This window comes from Pseudomonas cyclaminis (assembly GCF_015163715.1).
Taxonomy (GTDB): domain Bacteria; phylum Pseudomonadota; class Gammaproteobacteria; order Pseudomonadales; family Pseudomonadaceae; genus Aquipseudomonas; species Aquipseudomonas cyclaminis.
Genome location: NZ_JADDUM010000114.1, coordinates 15,046 through 32,406 on the forward strand (window position 1 = coordinate 15,046; position 17,361 = coordinate 32,406).

Sequence of the window (17,361 nt, forward strand, 5' to 3'; positions counted from 1 at the left end):
AGAAACGACAGCGAACCATGGACAGATTAGACTGGCAGGCATCCAATACGGAGGTCTCTATGAGCATCCCACTTTCTCCTATCGTTTCGGAGTTTGAAACAGAAGAGCAGGCCGCGAGCTATGACCGTTGGTTTCAGGCCAAGGTGCAGGCGTCAATTGATGATCCGCGCCCAAGTATTCCGCACGACCATGTCATGGCTGAGATGCAAGCGTTGATTGAGGCAAAGCGTAAAGAGCGTGATGCAAGTTGAGTGGCGGCCCGAGGCGCGGGCTGATCTCAGACAAATTCTGGAATACATTCTTGGTCGCAATCTGGCAGCAGCCAGCAATTTGAACGATCCACGCCCGTCAAGAATATCCTTCCAGCTCTAGTGGGCTATTTAGCTCGACCTTAAGGCAGTAGGCTCACACTTTTGCTGCCAGCCAGAGCCTCCTTCATGTCCCGCGATACCCTTGAACACAACCAGATCCCAATCTACTTCGTCGCCATCCTGCTGGCTGTGGCTGTCGGCCTGCTTGCGCCCTTGTTTGCACGCACCCTCAGCGTATTGATCACCCCCGCCATTGCAGTGCTGATGTATGCAATGTTCCTGCAGATCCCTTTTCTGGATCTGCGCGAGGGCTTGAGCAACAAGCGCTTCCTGTCGGCGTTGTTGCTGGCCAATTTCATTCTGGTGCCGCTGCTGGTGTGGGTCTTGACCCATGGCCTGCTGGAGCGCCCGGCGTTGCTGGTGGGCGTGTTGCTGGTGTTGCTGACGCCGTGCATCGACTACGTGGTGGTGTTTACCCATATCGGCAAAGGCGATTCGCGGTTGATGCTGGCGGCGACGCCGGTGCTGTTGTTGCTGCAGTTGGCGCTGTTGCCGGTGTACCTGGGGGTGATGCTGGGCGCGCAGTCCGAGGTGGTGGTGTCGGCGGGGCCGTTTGTGCAAGCGTTCGTGTGGTTGATCGTGGTGCCGATGGTGCTGGCGGTGCTGACGATATCCCTGGCGCGACGCTCCGCAGTTATCAATACGTGGAACAACGTCTGGGCCTGGTTACCGGTGCCGGCCATGGCATGGGTGCTGTTTGTGGTGATCGGCTCGCAAGTCACCTCGGTGGTGCGCGATATTGGCCTGTTGGTGCCCGTGATTCCGGTCTACCTGGGTTTTGTGCTGCTGGCGCCGCTGATGGGGATGCTGGCGGCGCGGCTGTTCGCGCTACCTGCGCTCACGGCGCGGGCCGTGACGTTCAGCGCCTCCACGCGCAATTCGCTGGTGGTTTTGCCACTGGCACTGGCCCTGCCCGAAGACGTGCGCGGGTTGGCCGCCACGGCGGTGATCCTGCAGACCTTGGTCGAGTTGGTGGCCGAATTGGTCTATGTGCGCCTTATTCCTCGGTTGGTGTGGCCCGCAGGTCGGTAACCGGGTGAATGTTCAGGTCTGTTCAGGCGCTATTCAGGGGCGTGCTCGGCAACATAAGCCGGCGCTCCCCACCTGACAGGTCTACCGATGGATCACCGCAACCGTTTTCGCCTGGAATCCCTGGGTATTTTCCTGTTTGCCTTAGGGCTGTTCACCTTTGGAATCTGGGATCAACAGCCCCAGGGATTTGATGGACGCTGGGCGCTATTCCTGCAGGAAATGTTTCGCCATGGCGCGAGCCTTTTCCCCACCACCTACGGCCAGCCCTACGCGGACTACCCTGGCACCGCGACCTTCTTCAGCTTTGTGTTTGCCCGGTTATTCGGTGCACCCAATCACTTGGCGAATGTACTACCCACCGCAATGGCGTCCGCTGGGGTGGTTGCGCTGCTCTATCGCTTGCTGGTCCCTGCGAGTCGGCAGTGGGCGCTGCTCGCCGTTTTGTTGACCCTGCTCACCACTCAACTGCTGGAGAAGTCCCGTTCGGTGTGCCTGGACCAGATGGTTGCGTTGCTTTGCGTGGGCAGTTTCTACCTGCTGCACAGCGGCGAGCGCGTGGGTTCACGACTGAGGCAGTTGGCGGTGTTCCCGTTGTTCGTCCTCGGCTTTGCCGTGCGTGGGCCATTGGGCTTGATTGAGGTCTGCGGCGTGGTCTGTGTGTATTGGGCGCTTGGCAATCCTCGGGAGCGGGTCAGGCAGGTGCTGATTCACGGCCTTGTTGGTCTGGTGTTGTTGGCGGCCTGTTGGTGGTTGCTGATAAAGCTGGCGCGCATCGGTGGTGGCGATGCATTTGCTGATGAGGTGTTCAGGATGCAGGTGGGCGGGCGCCTGGATGAAAGCGGCGAGCCGTTCTATTTCTATCTTCAATTGAGTTTGTATCGCTACTTCCCTGTGGTGCCGCTGGCGCTGGCCACGCTGGTTGCATTGCGTCATCGCTGGCATGAACGGTTTGATGGGCAGGTGCAATTGGCTGTGCGCCTCGGTGCCTGCGGGTTGATGATTTTGCTCGGGTTGTCGCTGCCGCACTTCAAGCGCGCCTATTACATCTTGCCCATGGTGCCGATGTTTGCTGCTGTCGCTGCCTATGGGCTCCTACAGGCGCAAGGGTGGCTTGCGGGCGTGCGCCGCTGCTACGAAGGGCTTGTCACAGCGCTACCGGCGTTGTGTGTGGTTGTAGTCTTTGTCTGCCGGCATGGGTGGCAGAAGCACGGTTACTGGCCAGACGTTTCGCTGCCGTTGCTGGTCGGCGTGCTGGTGTTGCTGCAAGTCGCTGCGTTGATTGCTTGGCGGCGCTTGGGGCGGCTGGTGTCGCTCAGCTTGATTGCATTGGCGGCGCAGTGGTTACTGCTGGTGGCTGTGGTGGAGCCGGCCAAGGACTTGCAGTTCGATACCCGGCAGTTTGTCAGCCAAGTTGAAGCGCTGCGTGCAACGCAGCCGGGGCCTCTGGTGTTTATCGACCTCGGTCGGGATACGTGGGCGGTGCGCTACATGATGAACCTGGATCACGACGAGCAGCCGGTATTCATCGGCGGTCGTGAGCTTGGGCAATTAGCCGATGTACCTCGGCCAGCCTGGGTGGTCGTGGCGCGCAAGGAAACCGCGTTGCTGGCGGGGACGCCGCTGGAGCACCAGAGCCCGGATTTTGAAGGTCGGTTAAACGACAATCCATTGATGGTGTTTTTGTTGAGGTGAGTCAGCCGGTCAGCAAAAAGCCTGCGTTCAGCAGGCTTTTTGTCGAATACGGATTACGCGGTTTCCAGCTGAGGGATCTGCATGCCGATCTTGGCCGAGGCAAAGTTCATGTCGCCGCTGGCAATGGACTGAGCCTTGAAGCCTTGGCCGATCAGATCCTTGATGTAGAGCTTGTTGTAGATGAACGCGAAGACGATGTTGCTGACGCCCATGGTGATCATCGCAATGACGAACTGGATCAAGCCATATTTCACGTCGCCGCGAAACAGTGCCGGGAAGCAACCGAAAAAGAAGGTTGTCCACGAAAAACCGACTGGAGCTTCCTTCATCGCGCCCGTATTCGGGTTTTTGAAAATGATCGATGTGTATGCCATTTATTTCTCCATGTGCCCGTATGAGTAAGCGATACGCCGGGCTGCGCATCGCCGGATGATGTGTCCTTGTTCCGCTGCTCTTGCGCGCAGGCTCTCACCGTTTGGGCATGACCCAAGGTGGTGTAGAAGTGGGGGTGTGGAGTTGCAGCGTTTTGGGCGAGGAGCGCGGGGATACTGGATCCGCCGTCGTTGCCTGTTCCGATGCTACGTGGCAATGGCTGACGGGTTACAGGAGGGATGCATCCGCATACTGTTATTCGCCTACCTTGGCACATTTTGAATCATATCATAGCGCTACTAGTGCGCGGGTAACAGGAGGGGGCGTCAGGGTTAAATCCCAGGCAACAAAAAACCCGCACTTGGCGGGTTTCTTGTGTGTTTCAGATGACGTTTGCACCACCTGAAACTAATTAGTGGTGCCCAGAGACGGAATCGAACCGCCGACACTGGAATCGAACTTGTAACCCCTTTGTTTACGTGGCTTGTGGGCCGACGTAGGTGCAAAAGTGTACCAGTCCTGTGTACCAGATTCTAGGATTTACCGGGTTCTCATCGGTCTTATTCGTCTTGGGGTGTGAGGGGCAGGCGGGGGGGCTTTCGGGTTGATGGGATACTCCGCTCCACAGCCTGTGCAGCGAAACTTCCCGGAGTCAGTGCGATTGTCCTGTAGCGGGTGGATTTGCTGCTTGTTGAAGCAGCCAGGGCAAGCGTAGTGCGGCGGGCTGCTCTTGAATTGGTTTACGACAGCACCACCATTGGTTTGGACGAGTTCGTAATCCTTCGCACGCGTTGACCACGACTCCAGTACCTGCAATCGGCGCTGCAAATCCTCCCGCTCATTTTGCAATCGATTGAGTTCTTCACGGAGTGTAAACATGCCATCTTGGGCCTGGCCCAGGCGCTCAAGTGCTTCACTTATTTTTGCCTTTGCGTCCGAGTCTACTTTTGCGTCGTAAGCCGCGTTCAGGAGCCCTTTGGTAAGGGTAAGGCCTTGGAAGGCTGCACTTATAGTAGCGATGTCGATCATGGCGCTATCCCTAACTAGTTGAGTGTCGCACCGTCGGGGGGGGCCAGTACGGCCACCATCAACGAGCTATAAAACTTAAACCTATCACCTAACCTAATTGATTCCGGTCGAGCATTGGCTGCGAACCGTCTTGACTAATCCATGAGTCGGAACCAATCTCGGAGACTAAGTTTGAGTCTTAGTATCTCGTCTTCGGCCAATACGCTGCAGTGAGCTATTGGGTTTCTTAGTGAATTGAGATTGAACATTACTTTGTCCATCGCCTTAACATTGTTGAGGATGCCGGAAAAAACTTGCCAGTTGGAACGTATGATCTCCCCGAGCTCACCAAAATTAGTATAGTCAAGTGGGTCCGATGAACGAGGTGTGATGCCGGAATCTCGCTCTCTCTGTATTCGCTTTCTAACATCCCCTACGATTTGTTGTGGAATTACCTTGTCACTCCACCATTCGGGACCGTGCGTTAGGGCAAGCAACTCCGTTATCTGGCTTCTTATTGTTTTTTCAAGGCAGTAGAACAGTTCGTAACTATGCGCCATCTCCGCAGCTTCATCACGTAGCGCTTTTGCAAATTGAGGGAAGTAAGCTCTCTCTATATCACTCTGCGTTTCTTCTCGTGATGCAGCGTTGTCTCGCAATGATAAGTCTAACCTTTTCTCCAGTTGATCAATTTCTGACTCAATCAGCATGTTAGTCATTCCGAAGGATTTAACTTGTTCTTCAAATGCCATTGCTAATCTCCCAGAATGTGCTCTTTCAAACTCTTGAATATGGCATTAAAAACCTCAATGTCTTTTGTGGCTGGTAGGTTGAGATTTATTGTGTACGCAAGATTGATCCCTTTTGCGCTTTGCTGGTGAGAGGACGTTTGTATCGGTGGTGGGAGAAGAGGTGGCTCTGAGGAGTGGATTCTGCTAACTATCGGATCTCCGGATTCACTTCCGTCATCATTTGCAGTATCAAAGTCAGCTATTTTCCGTAACGCATTAATGGTTGCTATAGTGAACTTAGTTGCAGACGACGCTTTTTCTCCTCCAGTGCACTCAACAACCATGCCACGTATTTGCTCGTCACTCGCATCATGAAGATATTCATTCATTTCGTACAAGCGTTGGTAAAGCTTTCTGAATGCTTTGCCTACCGCTATTCTCGATTTTTCGGGGTTTCTAAATTCTTTATATAAATCGGTAGGAGAGCCGTCACTTGCGACAAATCCCATTTTTTTCAACAGGGGAATACACCCTGCGGCGGTGCCACCTTTCATGCCTAGTTTTGTCGAGACAAAGTCCTGAGTGAATCTCTCCGGAGTTGAGGCGGTCTTTATCTTCTCCAGCATATTTACTAGCGTACCAACGGAGTTACTGTACGGGAGGTTTTCGGCCATTGTAGATGTCCTTTTGAGGCGTTAGTTTTCGGTCCATGACACCGTGCGCAGCGGCGTGGTTCTATCGATACTACCCCTAAGGTAAGCGAACCTACTCTGCGCCGACAAGTGCGTATTCGAAAACCTCACAAACCATCATCACCCAGATCCTGCGCAGCCCCCGAAGTGCGGCAAAATCTATCTGCAAGGTCAGGTACGCCAGCGACGTGTCGACACTGTCGACCTGGCATAGATAATCGTAGGGCGCGTCTACACCGATATTAGTATAGGTGTGGCTATTTTATAGCAGAAATCTATGAGCCTTTAAGTTATACCAGTGCCTCGATTTCTCCCCCCCTCCCCGGGTAGGTCTGCTGAGGGTAAAGTTCCGGCAGTATCCAATTTCTAAACTCACTCAAAGTATTCAGGATCGCGTAGCTGCGCTATTCCTGGCGTCATTTTGGGGGGCTCGCGGGTCGATTGTGAGGTACGGGTAATTCGAGAGTATGGCGCCCCCATTCGCTTTATGAGCGGGTCGCACAAAACGTGATTCCTTGACGTGCGGGGGCGTGGGCGATGCTTGCCCTTGTTTTCTTTGTATTGCTTGAATCTGGGGATGACGTGTTTATTTGGGTATACCTGAACAGCCACGGATAAGGGTGTGGTCATGCGTATCCGTTTAGGTCTCATTGACCACTCTTGCGACCACGGCTATAGTGACCACACTTATACGACCACAGGACCTTCACTCCATGTTCATCCGTGCCTACCTCCGCGCCTCCACCGCCGAACAAGACGCCACAAGGGCAAAACAGTCGTTGGTGGACTTCGCCAAGTACCACGGGCACCCCATAGCCACGACCTACATCGAGAACGTAAGCGGAGCGTCCCTACAGCGGCCTCAACTTTTCCGCTTGTTGGACGACGCTCACCCCGGGGACGTGCTCCTGATTGAACAGGTAGACCGGCTATCACGTCTGACGGAGGACGACTGGAAGAAACTCCTGATGGTCATCAAAGCCAAGGGCGTTAAGGTCGTGTCTCTGGACTTGCCGACGTCACACGTGGCCATGGCACCGGCTAACACGAATAACGCCGCTGACGCCTTCACAGGACGCGTCATAGAGGCCGTCAACGCCATGTTGTTGGACATGCTCGCAGCTGTAGCCAGGAAGGATTACGAAGATCGTCTCCGGCGTCAGCGGCAGGGCATTGAGAAGGCCAAGAACGACAAGCGTTACGTGGGTAAGTCTATCGACCAAGACAAGCACAAACGCATTCTGGCGTGCTTGGCGAAGGGTATGGGCATCCGTGAAACAGCATTAGCCACCGGCACCAGTACGGCGACTGTGCAACGAGCCAAGCGCCTATCAACCACTGCCGTGACCACGTCTTTACCAACCTGATATTTCACGAGCGGGGGGGTTGCCATTTACTGAGTGGTTTTTCTATGGGGCTCTCGTTAACCAAAAACCCCCAAATAATCCCTTACCATTTACCAATTTGGTAACTCCATTTTTATCTGACGGAACCCTGAGAGCCTTTATTATAAAGGCCTGTAGCCATTTTGTTCCAGTGCTATCCATGTCACCCTTTCTAGATAAACAATTTCGTATAGTGCTTACTGGAACGACATTCACAAACAGAGGCATCCTCCAATGGACGCTATTGCAAATCTAGCCAAGGCTCTGTCCCACGCTGACCCAGCCGTTTTGATTACCTGTGTATCCATCGTCGCCCTGGTTGTTCTTTCCCAAGTGGTCAGGCACCTGACTAATTCGAAGAAGGACTAATCGCAATGGCTTATGCGTTCAGCAAATTGCTTACTGGATGGACCCGGGAAAATGGATGTGACCTGCGGGCGTTCCCGGCCGGACCTTCGACTGGGGCAAGCATCTCAGCTCTGAAGTGTCTTCTGGCTATAGCCGTGCAGGCGGATTTCAAGACGGACTCGGCAATCGTTTCCTACAACGACTTCGAAACCCTTACAGGTCTCTCCCGGCCAATGATTAGGAAAGGGCTCGATGTCTTGAGTGACCTAAAGCTCATCCGTGTACAGGGCGGTTACGCCCATAAATATACGGTGCAGCCAATCAAAGACACCTACTGGGCGAAAATCCCAACAGAGCTACTGAAACGAAACCTGAAGGACATTGGGAATCGCGGGGTCGTGTGCTTGGGGGCCTTGAAAATCTATATTCTGCTCGCCGCTAGGCGGAATAATGACTACGACTGGACTGCACAAACGTATGAACACCTCGAGCAAGCCACTGGCGTCAGGCGAGCGGATATTCGGGCATGCCTGTCCATGCTTTATTCTGCGCGGCTGCTCCATGCAGACACTGTCACCTTGGAAGGGCGAGACCAGTTCCAGGCTTACTTCATCCGTGGTCTAACTATCAAAGACCCACGTTTGGGGAGGACCGTTGAGGAAGATGTCGCCTATGCCAGAGGTCGACAGGTTTGAACGTCCTATGCAGTGGTGGCATAAGGCTGAAATTCGTAGGTCAGCACCAACCAGCCCGGGGCGCACCCGGGAAGGTTCGGTCTGTTACCTGATGGCCTAAGCCATGAATCGTCAGAACCCAGGGATAACCAGGGCGACGATCCGAATGCCCCAATAAAGCGCCTTTAGCACCCGTCCTTGGGAATTACCGCCATTCCTTGTACAACCGCACCTGGCATTCCGTCTGGTACACCTCAAACACCCATCCCCTGCGAACAAACTCACCCTGCCCGGACCACTATGGCGGGGCGCTTGTGTTTGCTATCACGATCCCCAAGGAACACTCATCCATGTACCGCAACATCCCCTCAACCCTTGTCCGGTTCAATTTGCATATGCGCCGTGACCATGTCCAACGTCTTGCGCAACTTGCCCAGTGCCTAGTGAAGAAGAAAGGCCGCGACGTCCGCTTGGCCGAAGCTATCGAGCTCGCCCTAGTTGCTGGGCTTCACTGGAAGGACACCGACCTCCTGGATTTGGCCATGCCCGACCAAGCTGCACCCTACTGGCTCCAGGTAGGACCCGTAAGGCGTCCAGGTAGCGTCATCGCCCCCCGCTCCATCGAGCTGTAAGGGGGCCACATGGGAAACTTATCCACGACGACAGCCACCACCTCCACCACAGCAAAAGTCACCATTGCCCAGCTCTGCCGCTCCAAAGACTTCCAAGTACGGTCGAAGCTCTGTCTTCACACGGTTCAACGATACGCAACGGCTATCAAGGCGGGGCAGGTATTACCACCGCTCCAAGTTGCTTTGGTTGACGGCGTACCTTGCCTTGTTGACGGCTATCACCGAGCTGAAGCCCTGGAGTACCTGGGCTACCTGGAAGCGGAGGCGGTCATCACCGAAACCACCAGGGACGATGCTCAATGGATGGCAGCCAATGCCAACCTGACCCACGGGCTCCCCCTGAAATCCCGTGAGCTGCGGGAGGTCTTCAAGGTCTACATGCGCACTGGTCGCTACAAGAAGGGTCGAGGGCAGTGGAAGTCCTACCGTGAAATAGCCCAGGATTTAGGCCGACCACACACCACCATCCGGCTCTGGATGGAGAAGGACTTCAAGAAACTGTTCAACCAATACGGCGACGCCAATCGAAGGGCCAAGGGGGACGACAGCGTCCGCCCACCACCTCCTCCAGGAGACGCAAGGGCCGCTATTGACCACCTCGACGCCGTCCGCAACGCCTTCCAGGAAACAGCCTGCCCTGAGGCACGCGAGGCCATACGGGTCTACCTCAAAGCTCTCAGTGACGATCTGCTGGCTGACTGGAAAAACAGGATGGCCGACTTCTAACGTTTTCCCCTCCAGCCCATGCCATACGGGCTTCTGAGCCTCTACTGTTCAATTTGTACACCCCGTACCGACACCAGAAGGGCGCAGCCCAGAAAAAACGTGGTTTGCAGCGAATCCAAGTAAACATTGAACCCCTGCTGGGGGAATGACGTACCCGCGTCTGCCCCCCCCTGTAGCTTTCAGGGCGGCAGAAGACCGGCCTTGCGGGCTAAGCTTGGATACTTCTTCAGCTCGTCTGCCATACGGGATATTGGAGCTTTGCCGTAGGTGTCCCCCACGTTCGAGGCGGCATGACCGGTCAGCCAGTCATGTACTTCCTTAGGTATGCCGACTTCGCGGCACAGGGTCTTGAAGGCATGGCGGAAGCCGTGGGAGGGCATAGCGGTCGTCTGGAGGCAGACCACCTCCTGAAGGTACTTGTCCCAGGACTTACCCACGGCGTGGCCCAGTCCATCCTTATGTGGCTTCAACTGCGGGAAAAGGCGGCCGGCGGCGGGTAGGCTTTCCCTGTAGTCGAGAAGGCCGAGGGCAAGAAGATCATCATGCAGCGGCACTCTGCGGCGACTGCTGGCGGTCTTCAAGGACTTGCCCTCACCTGGGCGAATGGCGATGCACCAAGCGCCGGACAGCGCGTCCTGCTCTACGTCGGATACCAGGAGCTGGGCGACCTCCTCGCGGCGGGCTCCTGTGTAGGCCATCAGTAGTGGTAGCCAGTACAAGGCCTGTCCGTAGTCTGCACGCTGGGGGACCCACGCTCCTTGGAATAGGGGGCTGCTGAAGATGGACACCAGTTCCGCCTGAGTGTACCCCTTCTCATGGGCCTCCTGATGGAGGGCCCCTTTGTTGATTGCGTTACGGAGGTCGCGCAGTACGCCGGATGCGGCTACCGGGTCCACGTCGATAGCTTCCAGACGGTCGCAGGCGAACTTGAAGACTGTGGACAGGGCTGCCAGTTTCTTCCGTATGGTCGGGAGTTGCATTGTCGACGCACCGCCCTGGCCAACTTGGGAGCGGAGGTTTTCCACAGTCAGCCCAGGCTTCCAGCGGCCTTTTGGGAGTTGGCCGAGGGACACGCGGAAGTTGTGGATGGTGGTTTTGGAGACCTGGGCGGCCGGAACGTCGCCTATCAGGAAGATAAGGCGCTGCATGCCGTCCTGGTATTCAGCTATGGTCTTCGAAATATCACCTAAGCCGGCAGCGTCCTGGCGTTTGGACTCGGCCCATATGGCGAAGACCTCCGATAGCCGTAGCCCCATCCCAGAGCGCTTCTCTGGGGCGGTCTCGTGCGAAAGGGGAAGCGACGCAGAGGTAGTGTCAGGGGTCGCACGCCAATCGCCGTGGTGGCGCTTCATGGCGGTCTCACAAAGGGTTCGCCACGCATGGAAGAACTCCATGTAGAGGGCTGTGTAGGTTGAGGTAGTAGGTGAGGGGACAGGATGGCCTAAAGGGCGGAGAGTCTCGCGCATGGCTTCGGTCAATATGACCTGAAGACTACCGGCCTCATCTTCCATCACGTCTTCCGGCAGAACTTTTTCCCCTCCGGATGTAGCGAGGAACACGGATATGCGCTCTGGGTCGCGTTCCCACACCTTCAGTTCTGCGCTAATCCAGCGGTCAGCCAGTTTTGGGGCGTCCGTGGGGAGTAGGGAGGACTCTCCCTTCAAGGATGCGCGGGCGAGGGCAAGAGCAGCTTCGCAACGGGCCGCTTCCTCGATAAACGGGATGCGCGCTTCAGACAGTACCTTGGTACCCGTGGAGACTTTCCATTCTCGACCGCGACCAACCAAGGCGCGCAAGTCCACAGGTATGACCTTTCGGTAATAGAAGTTCCCGGTCTTTGGGCATTTGAACGGTTGTGGCATCGCACCCACTTTGTACGCCTCCTTTGTACGACTTCGGGGCGCAGCTTGGAGGTCCAGAAACTAAAAAACCCCTGAGACCTTGCGGAATCAGGGGTTTCGGTATTTGGTGCCCAGAGACGGAATCGAACCGCCGACACGGGGATTTTCAATCCCCTGCTCTACCGACTGAGCTATCTGGGCAACGGGGCGCATTAAACGGGTTTTTCAGGGGGTCGTCAAGCAAGTTTTCAAAAAATATTTAATTATTACCGTCGCTTACGTGCCGACCCCGGTTTTTGATCAATTATTGAGCAGGTGGCACGTAGCCGTCGGCCTTGGCGTAATCCTCGCCGGAAAAGAACTTGTCCATCTCGCCCGCCAGGTATTTGCGGTCTTCGGCGTTCATCATGTTCAGGCGTTTTTCGTTGATCAGCAGGGTCTGGTGTTTCAGCCAGTCGCCCCAGGCTTTGGCGGAGACGTGGTCGTAGATGTCCTGGCCCTTGACGCCTGGGTACGGAGGGCGTTCCAGGGCTGGCAGTTCTTCTTTGTACTTGCGGCACATTACGGTGCGGGTCATGACGACACTCCTGCGTTCAATACTTCAGCCGCGCGCTTCAGCAGTTTCTTCACCGGTGCGGCAAGGCCCAGGCGCGGCGGGGTGGCGAGGTTATACCAGAGCCAGTCGGCCTCGGCCACGTGATGGGCGGATTCCTCGACCTGGACCAGCCAGGGTTCGATGGCCAGCTGGAAGTGGCTGAAGGTGTGGATCAGCCCTGGCAGTTCCTGGTGCTTGCCCAGTTCGAGCGCATGCTGGATGGCCAGGTGATCGAGGTCTTCCAGGTTGTCCAGCTCCGGCAGGCTCCACAGGCCGCCCCACAAGCCGGTGGAGGGGCGACGGTAAAGCAGGATCGCGCCCTCGGCGTTGGCCAGCATCGGCATCAGCGTGCGCTTCTGCGGGATGGTCTTGCGCGGCTTGGGGATCGGGTAGCGTGTCTCAAGGCCGAGCATGTGAGCTTCGCAGCCTTTTTCCAGCGGGCACAGCAGGCAACTGGGTTTGCTGCGCGTGCACAGGGTGGCGCCCATGTCCATCATCGCCTGGGTGTAGGCGTTGACGCGATCATGGGGCGTGAAGCGTTCTGCGGTGGCCCACAGCTGCTTGGCCACCTTGGGTTCGCCTGGGTAACCCTCTTGTGCGGTAAAGCGCGCCAGCACGCGCTTGACGTTGCCGTCGAGGATCGGCGCGCGCAGGCCCATGCTCAGGCTGGCGATCGCGCCGGCGGTGGACAGGCCGATGCCGGGCAGTTCGGTGAGCTTTTCGACATCCCTGGGAAACTCGCCACCGTATTCGGCCACGACGATCTTCGCGGTCTTTTGCAGGTTGCGCGCCCGGGTGTAGTAGCCAAGGCCGGTCCACAGGTGCAGCACTTCGTCCTCCGGCGCAGCGGCCAGGGCTTCGACCGTTGGCAAGGACGCCATGAACCGGTCGAAGTAATTGAGCACGGTGCTCACCTGAGTCTGTTGCAGCATGATCTCCGAGACCCACACCCGGTAAGGCGTGATGCCCTGCTGCCAGGGCAGGTCATGGCGACCGTGGCGGTCGTACCAGTCGAGCACCGCCTGTGAAAACTGCTCGTTTCTCATCGCTTGAACAGGCCCTTCAATGCATCTTTCAATTGCGGGTTTACCTTGTCGAGCTTCTCTTCCAGCTTCTCGCTGAGCTTGTTACCCGCCGCCTTGATCGCGACCTGGCTCAAGCCGTCCTTGTCCAGGCGGCAGGCCTTGGCGCCCAGCTCCAGCGGGCCACGGCAGCGCAGCGGCACTTCGATGTTGCGGAAATTGGAGCCCACTTCGCAGGCCGGGTCCGGCACTTCGCGCTGGTCACCTTCGACGATGATGCCGACGCGGTAGTCCATGCCCAGTACGCGCAGGTCGATATCACCGTTGCCGTTGACCGCCAGGCCGGGGATGCGCACTTTCAGGTCGGGGTTGTTGGCCACGCCGTTACGGAAGGTCAGGTTGCCCTTCAATTCCTGGAAAGGTGTGTCTTTGCCGCGCTGTTCGCCGCTCAGGGTTTTGCGATTGAGCATGGCGATGCCAGTGCACAGTTGCTGTTCAAGGTTGGCATTGAGCAGCACACCGTTGTTGATCACAAAGCTGGCAGTGCCGTTGAGGCTGTCGATCAGCGCCTTTTGGCTATTGCCACGGCCGCTGAGGTTGCTGTCGAGAGTGACCTGGCCTTTCACGGGCGGCGTTTGCCCCTGGGCTTGCAGGATGCGTTCGACCGGGACCTGCTTGATCCGGCTTTGCAGTGCCAGCACTGGAATGTCCTGGCGCACATCGAGCGTGCCATTGGCCTGGAAGCTGCCGTTGTAGAGGCCGCCGCTCAGGGTGTCGAGCTTGAGTTGGCCGTCGATGCCGGACGCTTTGAGCACGGCATCCTGGATCGGCAATTTGCTCAGGGTCAGTTGGCCGAAAGCAAGGTCGGCATTCACGTCCAGCTTGCGCAGATGGGCCAGGGGCAGCAGTTTGTCAGTGCTCCAGGCGCCTTTGGTCGGTGCATCCGGCAGCGGTGTGGTCCCGCCGGCGGCCATGGCGCCGGCTTCGCTGTTCTGTACTTCGGCCTGGCGGGCGGCGGTCGCGCCCTTGGCGGATTCGGACTTGGCCGGCAGGTAGTTGTCGGCGTTGAAGGTATCGCCCTTGAGTTGCACGCGCAGCGACTGCTTGGCGAAATCATCCACGGCGACGCGGCCGGTGAAGGTGCTGCCGTCGAGCTTCAGGTTCAGGTCTTCCAGCGCCAGGCTGGTCGGCGTGCCCTGGAGGCGGCTGACCAGTTCGACCTTGCTCAGGCTGCCTTCGGCCATTGGTGGCAGGGGGTTGCCGACGCTGTCGAGGAACTTGGCCAGGTCGAACTGGGCGATGGACAGGGCGCCACTGAGCTGCGGAGTCTTGTCCAGATCGTTGACCTTCAGCTCACCCAGTGCGCGCAACTGGTTGGCCGAGAGTTTCAGGTTGGTCCATTCGGCGATGTTGGCCGCTTGGTCCACCAGCAACTGGCCCTGGGTGGAAAAGGTCACGGTCTTGCCTTGCAGCGGTTCGCCGGTGGCTTCGCCGCTGATGCGCATGTCTTCGAACTGATAGCGCTTGAGGGCGCGCTGGATGCGCAGATTGCCATTGAGCTCGGTCTTGACGCGCATCACCGGCTGGTTGCTGCCGAAGAATGCGGTGAGCTTCACCGGAATGCTGGCGCCTTCGTGCACGGCGCCGGCGCTCAACTGGATGCTTTCGGCGCTGAATTGCTTGCCGGTCTGCTCATCGTTGTATTCAACGCGGGCGTTGTTGATCGTCAGGCTGTCGATGTCCAGGCGGATGGGCTGTGCAGGCTTCTCCGGCTTGGCCTCGGGGGCCGGCTCTGCTGGAGCTGGCGCAGTGCTGGCGGTGGCATCGGGCACATTCTTGCCGATGTCTTCCCAGTTGCCATGGCCCTGCTTGTCGCGGTTGAGGCGCAGGTTGAGGCCTTCGACACGCACATCGCTCATCTGCACTTCGCGGCGCAGCAGCGGCAGTACGCGCACCGACAGGCCGAGCATCTGCAGGTCGGCGAAGGGCTGGGTTGGCGCGGTCAGGGTCGCCACGCTGGCTTCGTGCAGTTCAAGGCCGAGCCAGGGGAACAGGCTCCAGCCGATATCGCCATTGAGCGTCAGCTCGATGTGGGCCTTGTCGCGGGCAATCTGGCGAATCTCTTCTTTGTAGTCGTTGGGATCGAAAAGATGGGTCAGGGCAAAGCCCAGAGCCACAATGATCAGCAACAGCCCGAGAAGTACCAGACCCAGGATTTTGCCGAACGCTTTCATGGGCGAGTCCTTGTATGTCGATTTCAAAATTTAGCCGAAGAGTATAACGCCCGATGGCCGGCGTCAGGTCACCGATCGTTACATTGTATCTACGGGCGAGGAGGGCGGGATTCTGGCGTCAATAAAATAGAATCTCCTGAAAAAGTGATATCAGTTTGGTTTTTCTGACATCCGCAGATGCTAATCTCTGCGTGTTCGTCCGCCTTCTGCGACGTATCGTCGCGCCAAAATGGAGCTTCACTCAACAAAAACGGCCACGCTCTGCGTGCTAGGCCGAGGGGGAGAGCGCCTGACGGACGCATACTAATAACTGGGGGAAACACCAATGAGCACTAGCACTGTGGCCGGTTCTACCGCCGCACAGCCAGCGTTCCTGTCCAAGGAACGCATCATCGCCAAGCCCGGGTTCAACCGCTGGCTGGTTCCACCGGCCGCCCTGGCCATCCACCTCTGCATCGGCATGGCCTACGGGTTTTCGGTGTTCTGGCTACCGCTGTCCAAGGCGCTGGGTATCACCAAGCCGGTTGCCTGCGCGCCGGACATGAGCTTTATCGCCCAAGTCTTCTCGTCCCAGTGTGACTGGCCTATCTCCATGCTGGGCTGGATCTACACCCTGTTCTTCATCTTCCTGGGCTGCTCGGCAGCGATCTGGGGCGGCTGGCTGGAACATGCCGGGCCACGCAAGGCCGGTGTTGTATCGGCGCTGTGCTGGTGCGGTGGCCTGTTGATCTCGGCGCTGGGCATCTATACCCACCAGATCTGGCTGATGTGGATCGGTTCCGGCGTGATTGGCGGTATCGGCCTGGGCCTGGGCTATATCTCGCCCGTGTCGACCTTGATCAAGTGGTTCCCGGACAAGCGTGGCATGGCCACCGGCATGGCGATCATGGGTTTCGGCGGCGGCGCGATGGTCGGTGCACCCTTGGCCGCAGCGCTGATGGGGCACTTCGCTTCGCCGACCAGCGTGGGCGTATGGCAGAGCTTCCTGGTGATGGCGGCGATCTACTTCGTGTTCATGATCGGCGGCGCACTGTCCTACCGCGTGCCACCGACCGGCTGGAAGCCTGAGGGCTGGACCGCGCCGGCGAAAAAAGCCAGCAATGCGATGATCACCCACCGTCACGTACACGTGAACGTGGCTTGGAAAACCCCGCAATTCCGCCTGGTATGGCTGGTGTTGTGCCTGAACGTATCGGCCGGTATCGGCATCCTCGGCATGGCTTCGCCGCTGCTGCAGGAAGTGTTTGGCGGCAAGTTGCTGGGTGTGGACGTGCCGTTCGGTCAACTGGACGCCGGGCAACTGGCCTCCATCGCGGCCATCGCTGCAGGCTTCACCGGTTTGCTGAGCCTGTTCAACATTGGCGGCCGGTTCTTCTGGGCTTCGTTCTCCGACTACCTGGGCCGTAAAAATACCTACTTCGTGTTCTTCGCCCTGGGCTTTGCCCTGTACGCGCTGATCCCGAACCTGGGTCACCTGGGTAACGTGGCGCTGTTCGTGGCGGCGTTCTGCATCATCCTGTCGATGTACGGCGGTGGTTTTGCGACGGTGCCGGCTTACCTGGCGGACCTGTTCGGTACGCAAATGGTCGGCGCGATCCACGGTCGCCTTTTGACCGCATGGGCCGCGGCGGGCGTGCTGGGCCCGGTGTTGGTGAACTACCTGCGTGAATATCAGTTGAGCATCGGTGTAGAACGCGCCGCAGCCTACGACATCACCTTGTACATCCTCGCCGGCCTCCTGGTGTTGGGCTTCATCTGTAACCTGCTGGTGCGTCCAGTGGCCGACAAGTACTTCATGACCGACGCGGAACTTGCCGCCGAACAGGCGCTGGGCCATGACAAAGGTGCTGATGCCAGCACATCCCTGGAGTGGAAAGCAGCTCCCGGCACGGTGCCAATGGCGATCGCCGCCTGGCTGGTGGTGGGTATTCCGCTGGCGTGGGGTGTGTGGGTGACCCTGCAGAAGACGGCTGTACTGTTCCACTAACACTGCAAAACCCTCGTGG

Annotated in this window: 16 protein-coding genes and 1 tRNA gene; 8 read left to right on the forward strand and 9 right to left on the reverse strand. The window is 57.6% G+C overall.

The window, feature by feature from the left end:
• Positions 1-59 precede the first annotated feature (59 nt).
• The 3 genes from relB to IQK56_RS15605 all read left to right on the forward strand — a co-directional run bounded on the left by relB (position 60) and on the right by IQK56_RS15605 (position 3,095).
• On the forward strand, positions 60-251 hold the full coding sequence (gene relB / locus IQK56_RS15595; protein WP_122305401.1) for a type II toxin-antitoxin system RelB family antitoxin: 192 nt from the start codon (positions 60-62) through the stop codon (positions 249-251).
• A 186-nt stretch (positions 252-437) separates the two neighbouring features.
• A complete protein-coding gene (locus tag IQK56_RS15600; protein WP_193862913.1) occupies positions 438-1,403 on the forward strand; it encodes an arsenic resistance protein in 966 nt (321 codons plus the stop codon).
• An 87-nt stretch (positions 1,404-1,490) separates the two neighbouring features.
• On the forward strand, positions 1,491-3,095 hold the full coding sequence (locus IQK56_RS15605; RefSeq protein WP_193862915.1) for an ArnT family glycosyltransferase: 1,605 nt from the start codon (positions 1,491-1,493) through the stop codon (positions 3,093-3,095).
• Positions 3,096-3,148: 53 nt separating this feature from the next.
• On the opposite strand, the gene IQK56_RS15610 is transcribed toward IQK56_RS15605, so the two are convergent.
• The 4 genes from IQK56_RS15610 to IQK56_RS15625 all read right to left on the reverse strand — a co-directional run bounded on the left by IQK56_RS15610 (position 3,149) and on the right by IQK56_RS15625 (position 5,880).
• Positions 3,149-3,469 (reverse strand): hypothetical protein, encoded by a 321-nt coding sequence (locus tag IQK56_RS15610; RefSeq protein WP_099583874.1) that lies wholly within the window; start codon positions 3,467-3,469, stop codon positions 3,149-3,151.
• Between the two features lie 538 nt (positions 3,470-4,007).
• Positions 4,008-4,496 carry a hypothetical protein gene (locus IQK56_RS15615; RefSeq protein WP_206691860.1) on the reverse strand — a complete coding sequence of 163 codons (489 nt, stop codon included), beginning with the start codon at positions 4,494-4,496 and terminating at the stop codon, positions 4,008-4,010.
• A 134-nt stretch (positions 4,497-4,630) separates the two neighbouring features.
• Positions 4,631-5,227 (reverse strand): Swt1 family HEPN domain-containing protein, encoded by a 597-nt coding sequence (locus IQK56_RS15620; RefSeq protein ID WP_193862917.1) that lies wholly within the window; start codon positions 5,225-5,227, stop codon positions 4,631-4,633.
• A 2-nt stretch (positions 5,228-5,229) separates the two neighbouring features.
• A complete protein-coding gene (locus IQK56_RS15625) occupies positions 5,230-5,880 on the reverse strand; it encodes a DUF5343 domain-containing protein (protein WP_193862919.1) in 651 nt (216 codons plus the stop codon).
• A 731-nt stretch (positions 5,881-6,611) separates the two neighbouring features.
• Here IQK56_RS15625 and IQK56_RS15630 point away from each other — a divergent pair.
• From IQK56_RS15630 to IQK56_RS15645, 4 genes are all read left to right on the forward strand, one after another.
• Positions 6,612-7,265: a recombinase family protein gene (locus IQK56_RS15630; RefSeq protein ID WP_193862921.1), complete on the forward strand. Its 654-nt coding sequence runs from the start codon at positions 6,612-6,614 to the stop codon at positions 7,263-7,265.
• A 392-nt stretch (positions 7,266-7,657) separates the two neighbouring features.
• Positions 7,658-8,326 (forward strand): hypothetical protein, encoded by a 669-nt coding sequence (locus tag IQK56_RS15635; protein WP_193862923.1) that lies wholly within the window; start codon positions 7,658-7,660, stop codon positions 8,324-8,326.
• Between the two features lie 329 nt (positions 8,327-8,655).
• Positions 8,656-8,937: a hypothetical protein gene (locus tag IQK56_RS15640; protein WP_193862924.1), complete on the forward strand. Its 282-nt coding sequence runs from the start codon at positions 8,656-8,658 to the stop codon at positions 8,935-8,937.
• 9 nt (positions 8,938-8,946) lie between these two features.
• Positions 8,947-9,663: a ParB N-terminal domain-containing protein gene (locus IQK56_RS15645; RefSeq protein ID WP_193862925.1), complete on the forward strand. Its 717-nt coding sequence runs from the start codon at positions 8,947-8,949 to the stop codon at positions 9,661-9,663.
• 179 nt (positions 9,664-9,842) lie between these two features.
• Here the strand turns inward: IQK56_RS15645 and IQK56_RS15650 are convergent, their stop codons facing one another.
• From IQK56_RS15650 to IQK56_RS15670, 5 genes are all read right to left on the reverse strand, one after another.
• Positions 9,843-11,525, reverse strand: a complete 1,683-nt coding sequence (locus IQK56_RS15650) for a site-specific integrase (RefSeq protein ID WP_193862927.1) — start codon at positions 11,523-11,525, stop codon at positions 9,843-9,845.
• 104 nt (positions 11,526-11,629) lie between these two features.
• Positions 11,630-11,705 (reverse strand) — tRNA-Phe (locus IQK56_RS15655).
• Between the two features lie 103 nt (positions 11,706-11,808).
• Positions 11,809-12,081, reverse strand: coding sequence for an oxidative damage protection protein (locus IQK56_RS15660; protein WP_122305405.1), 273 nt, complete (start codon positions 12,079-12,081; stop codon positions 11,809-11,811).
• Positions 12,078-13,145 (reverse strand): A/G-specific adenine glycosylase, encoded by a 1,068-nt coding sequence (gene mutY / locus IQK56_RS15665; RefSeq protein WP_099583872.1) that lies wholly within the window; start codon positions 13,143-13,145, stop codon positions 12,078-12,080. Before mutY ends, IQK56_RS15660 begins: the two co-directional genes overlap by 4 nt.
• Positions 13,142-15,355, reverse strand: coding sequence for an AsmA family protein (locus tag IQK56_RS15670; protein WP_122305407.1), 2,214 nt, complete (start codon positions 15,353-15,355; stop codon positions 13,142-13,144). The genes mutY and IQK56_RS15670 overlap by 4 nt, the downstream gene beginning before the upstream one ends.
• 325 nt (positions 15,356-15,680) lie before the next feature.
• On the opposite strand from IQK56_RS15670, the gene IQK56_RS15675 reads away from it, so the two are divergent.
• Positions 15,681-17,342 (forward strand): OFA family MFS transporter, encoded by a 1,662-nt coding sequence (locus tag IQK56_RS15675; protein ID WP_122305408.1) that lies wholly within the window; start codon positions 15,681-15,683, stop codon positions 17,340-17,342.
• Positions 17,343-17,361: the final 19 nt, after the last annotated feature.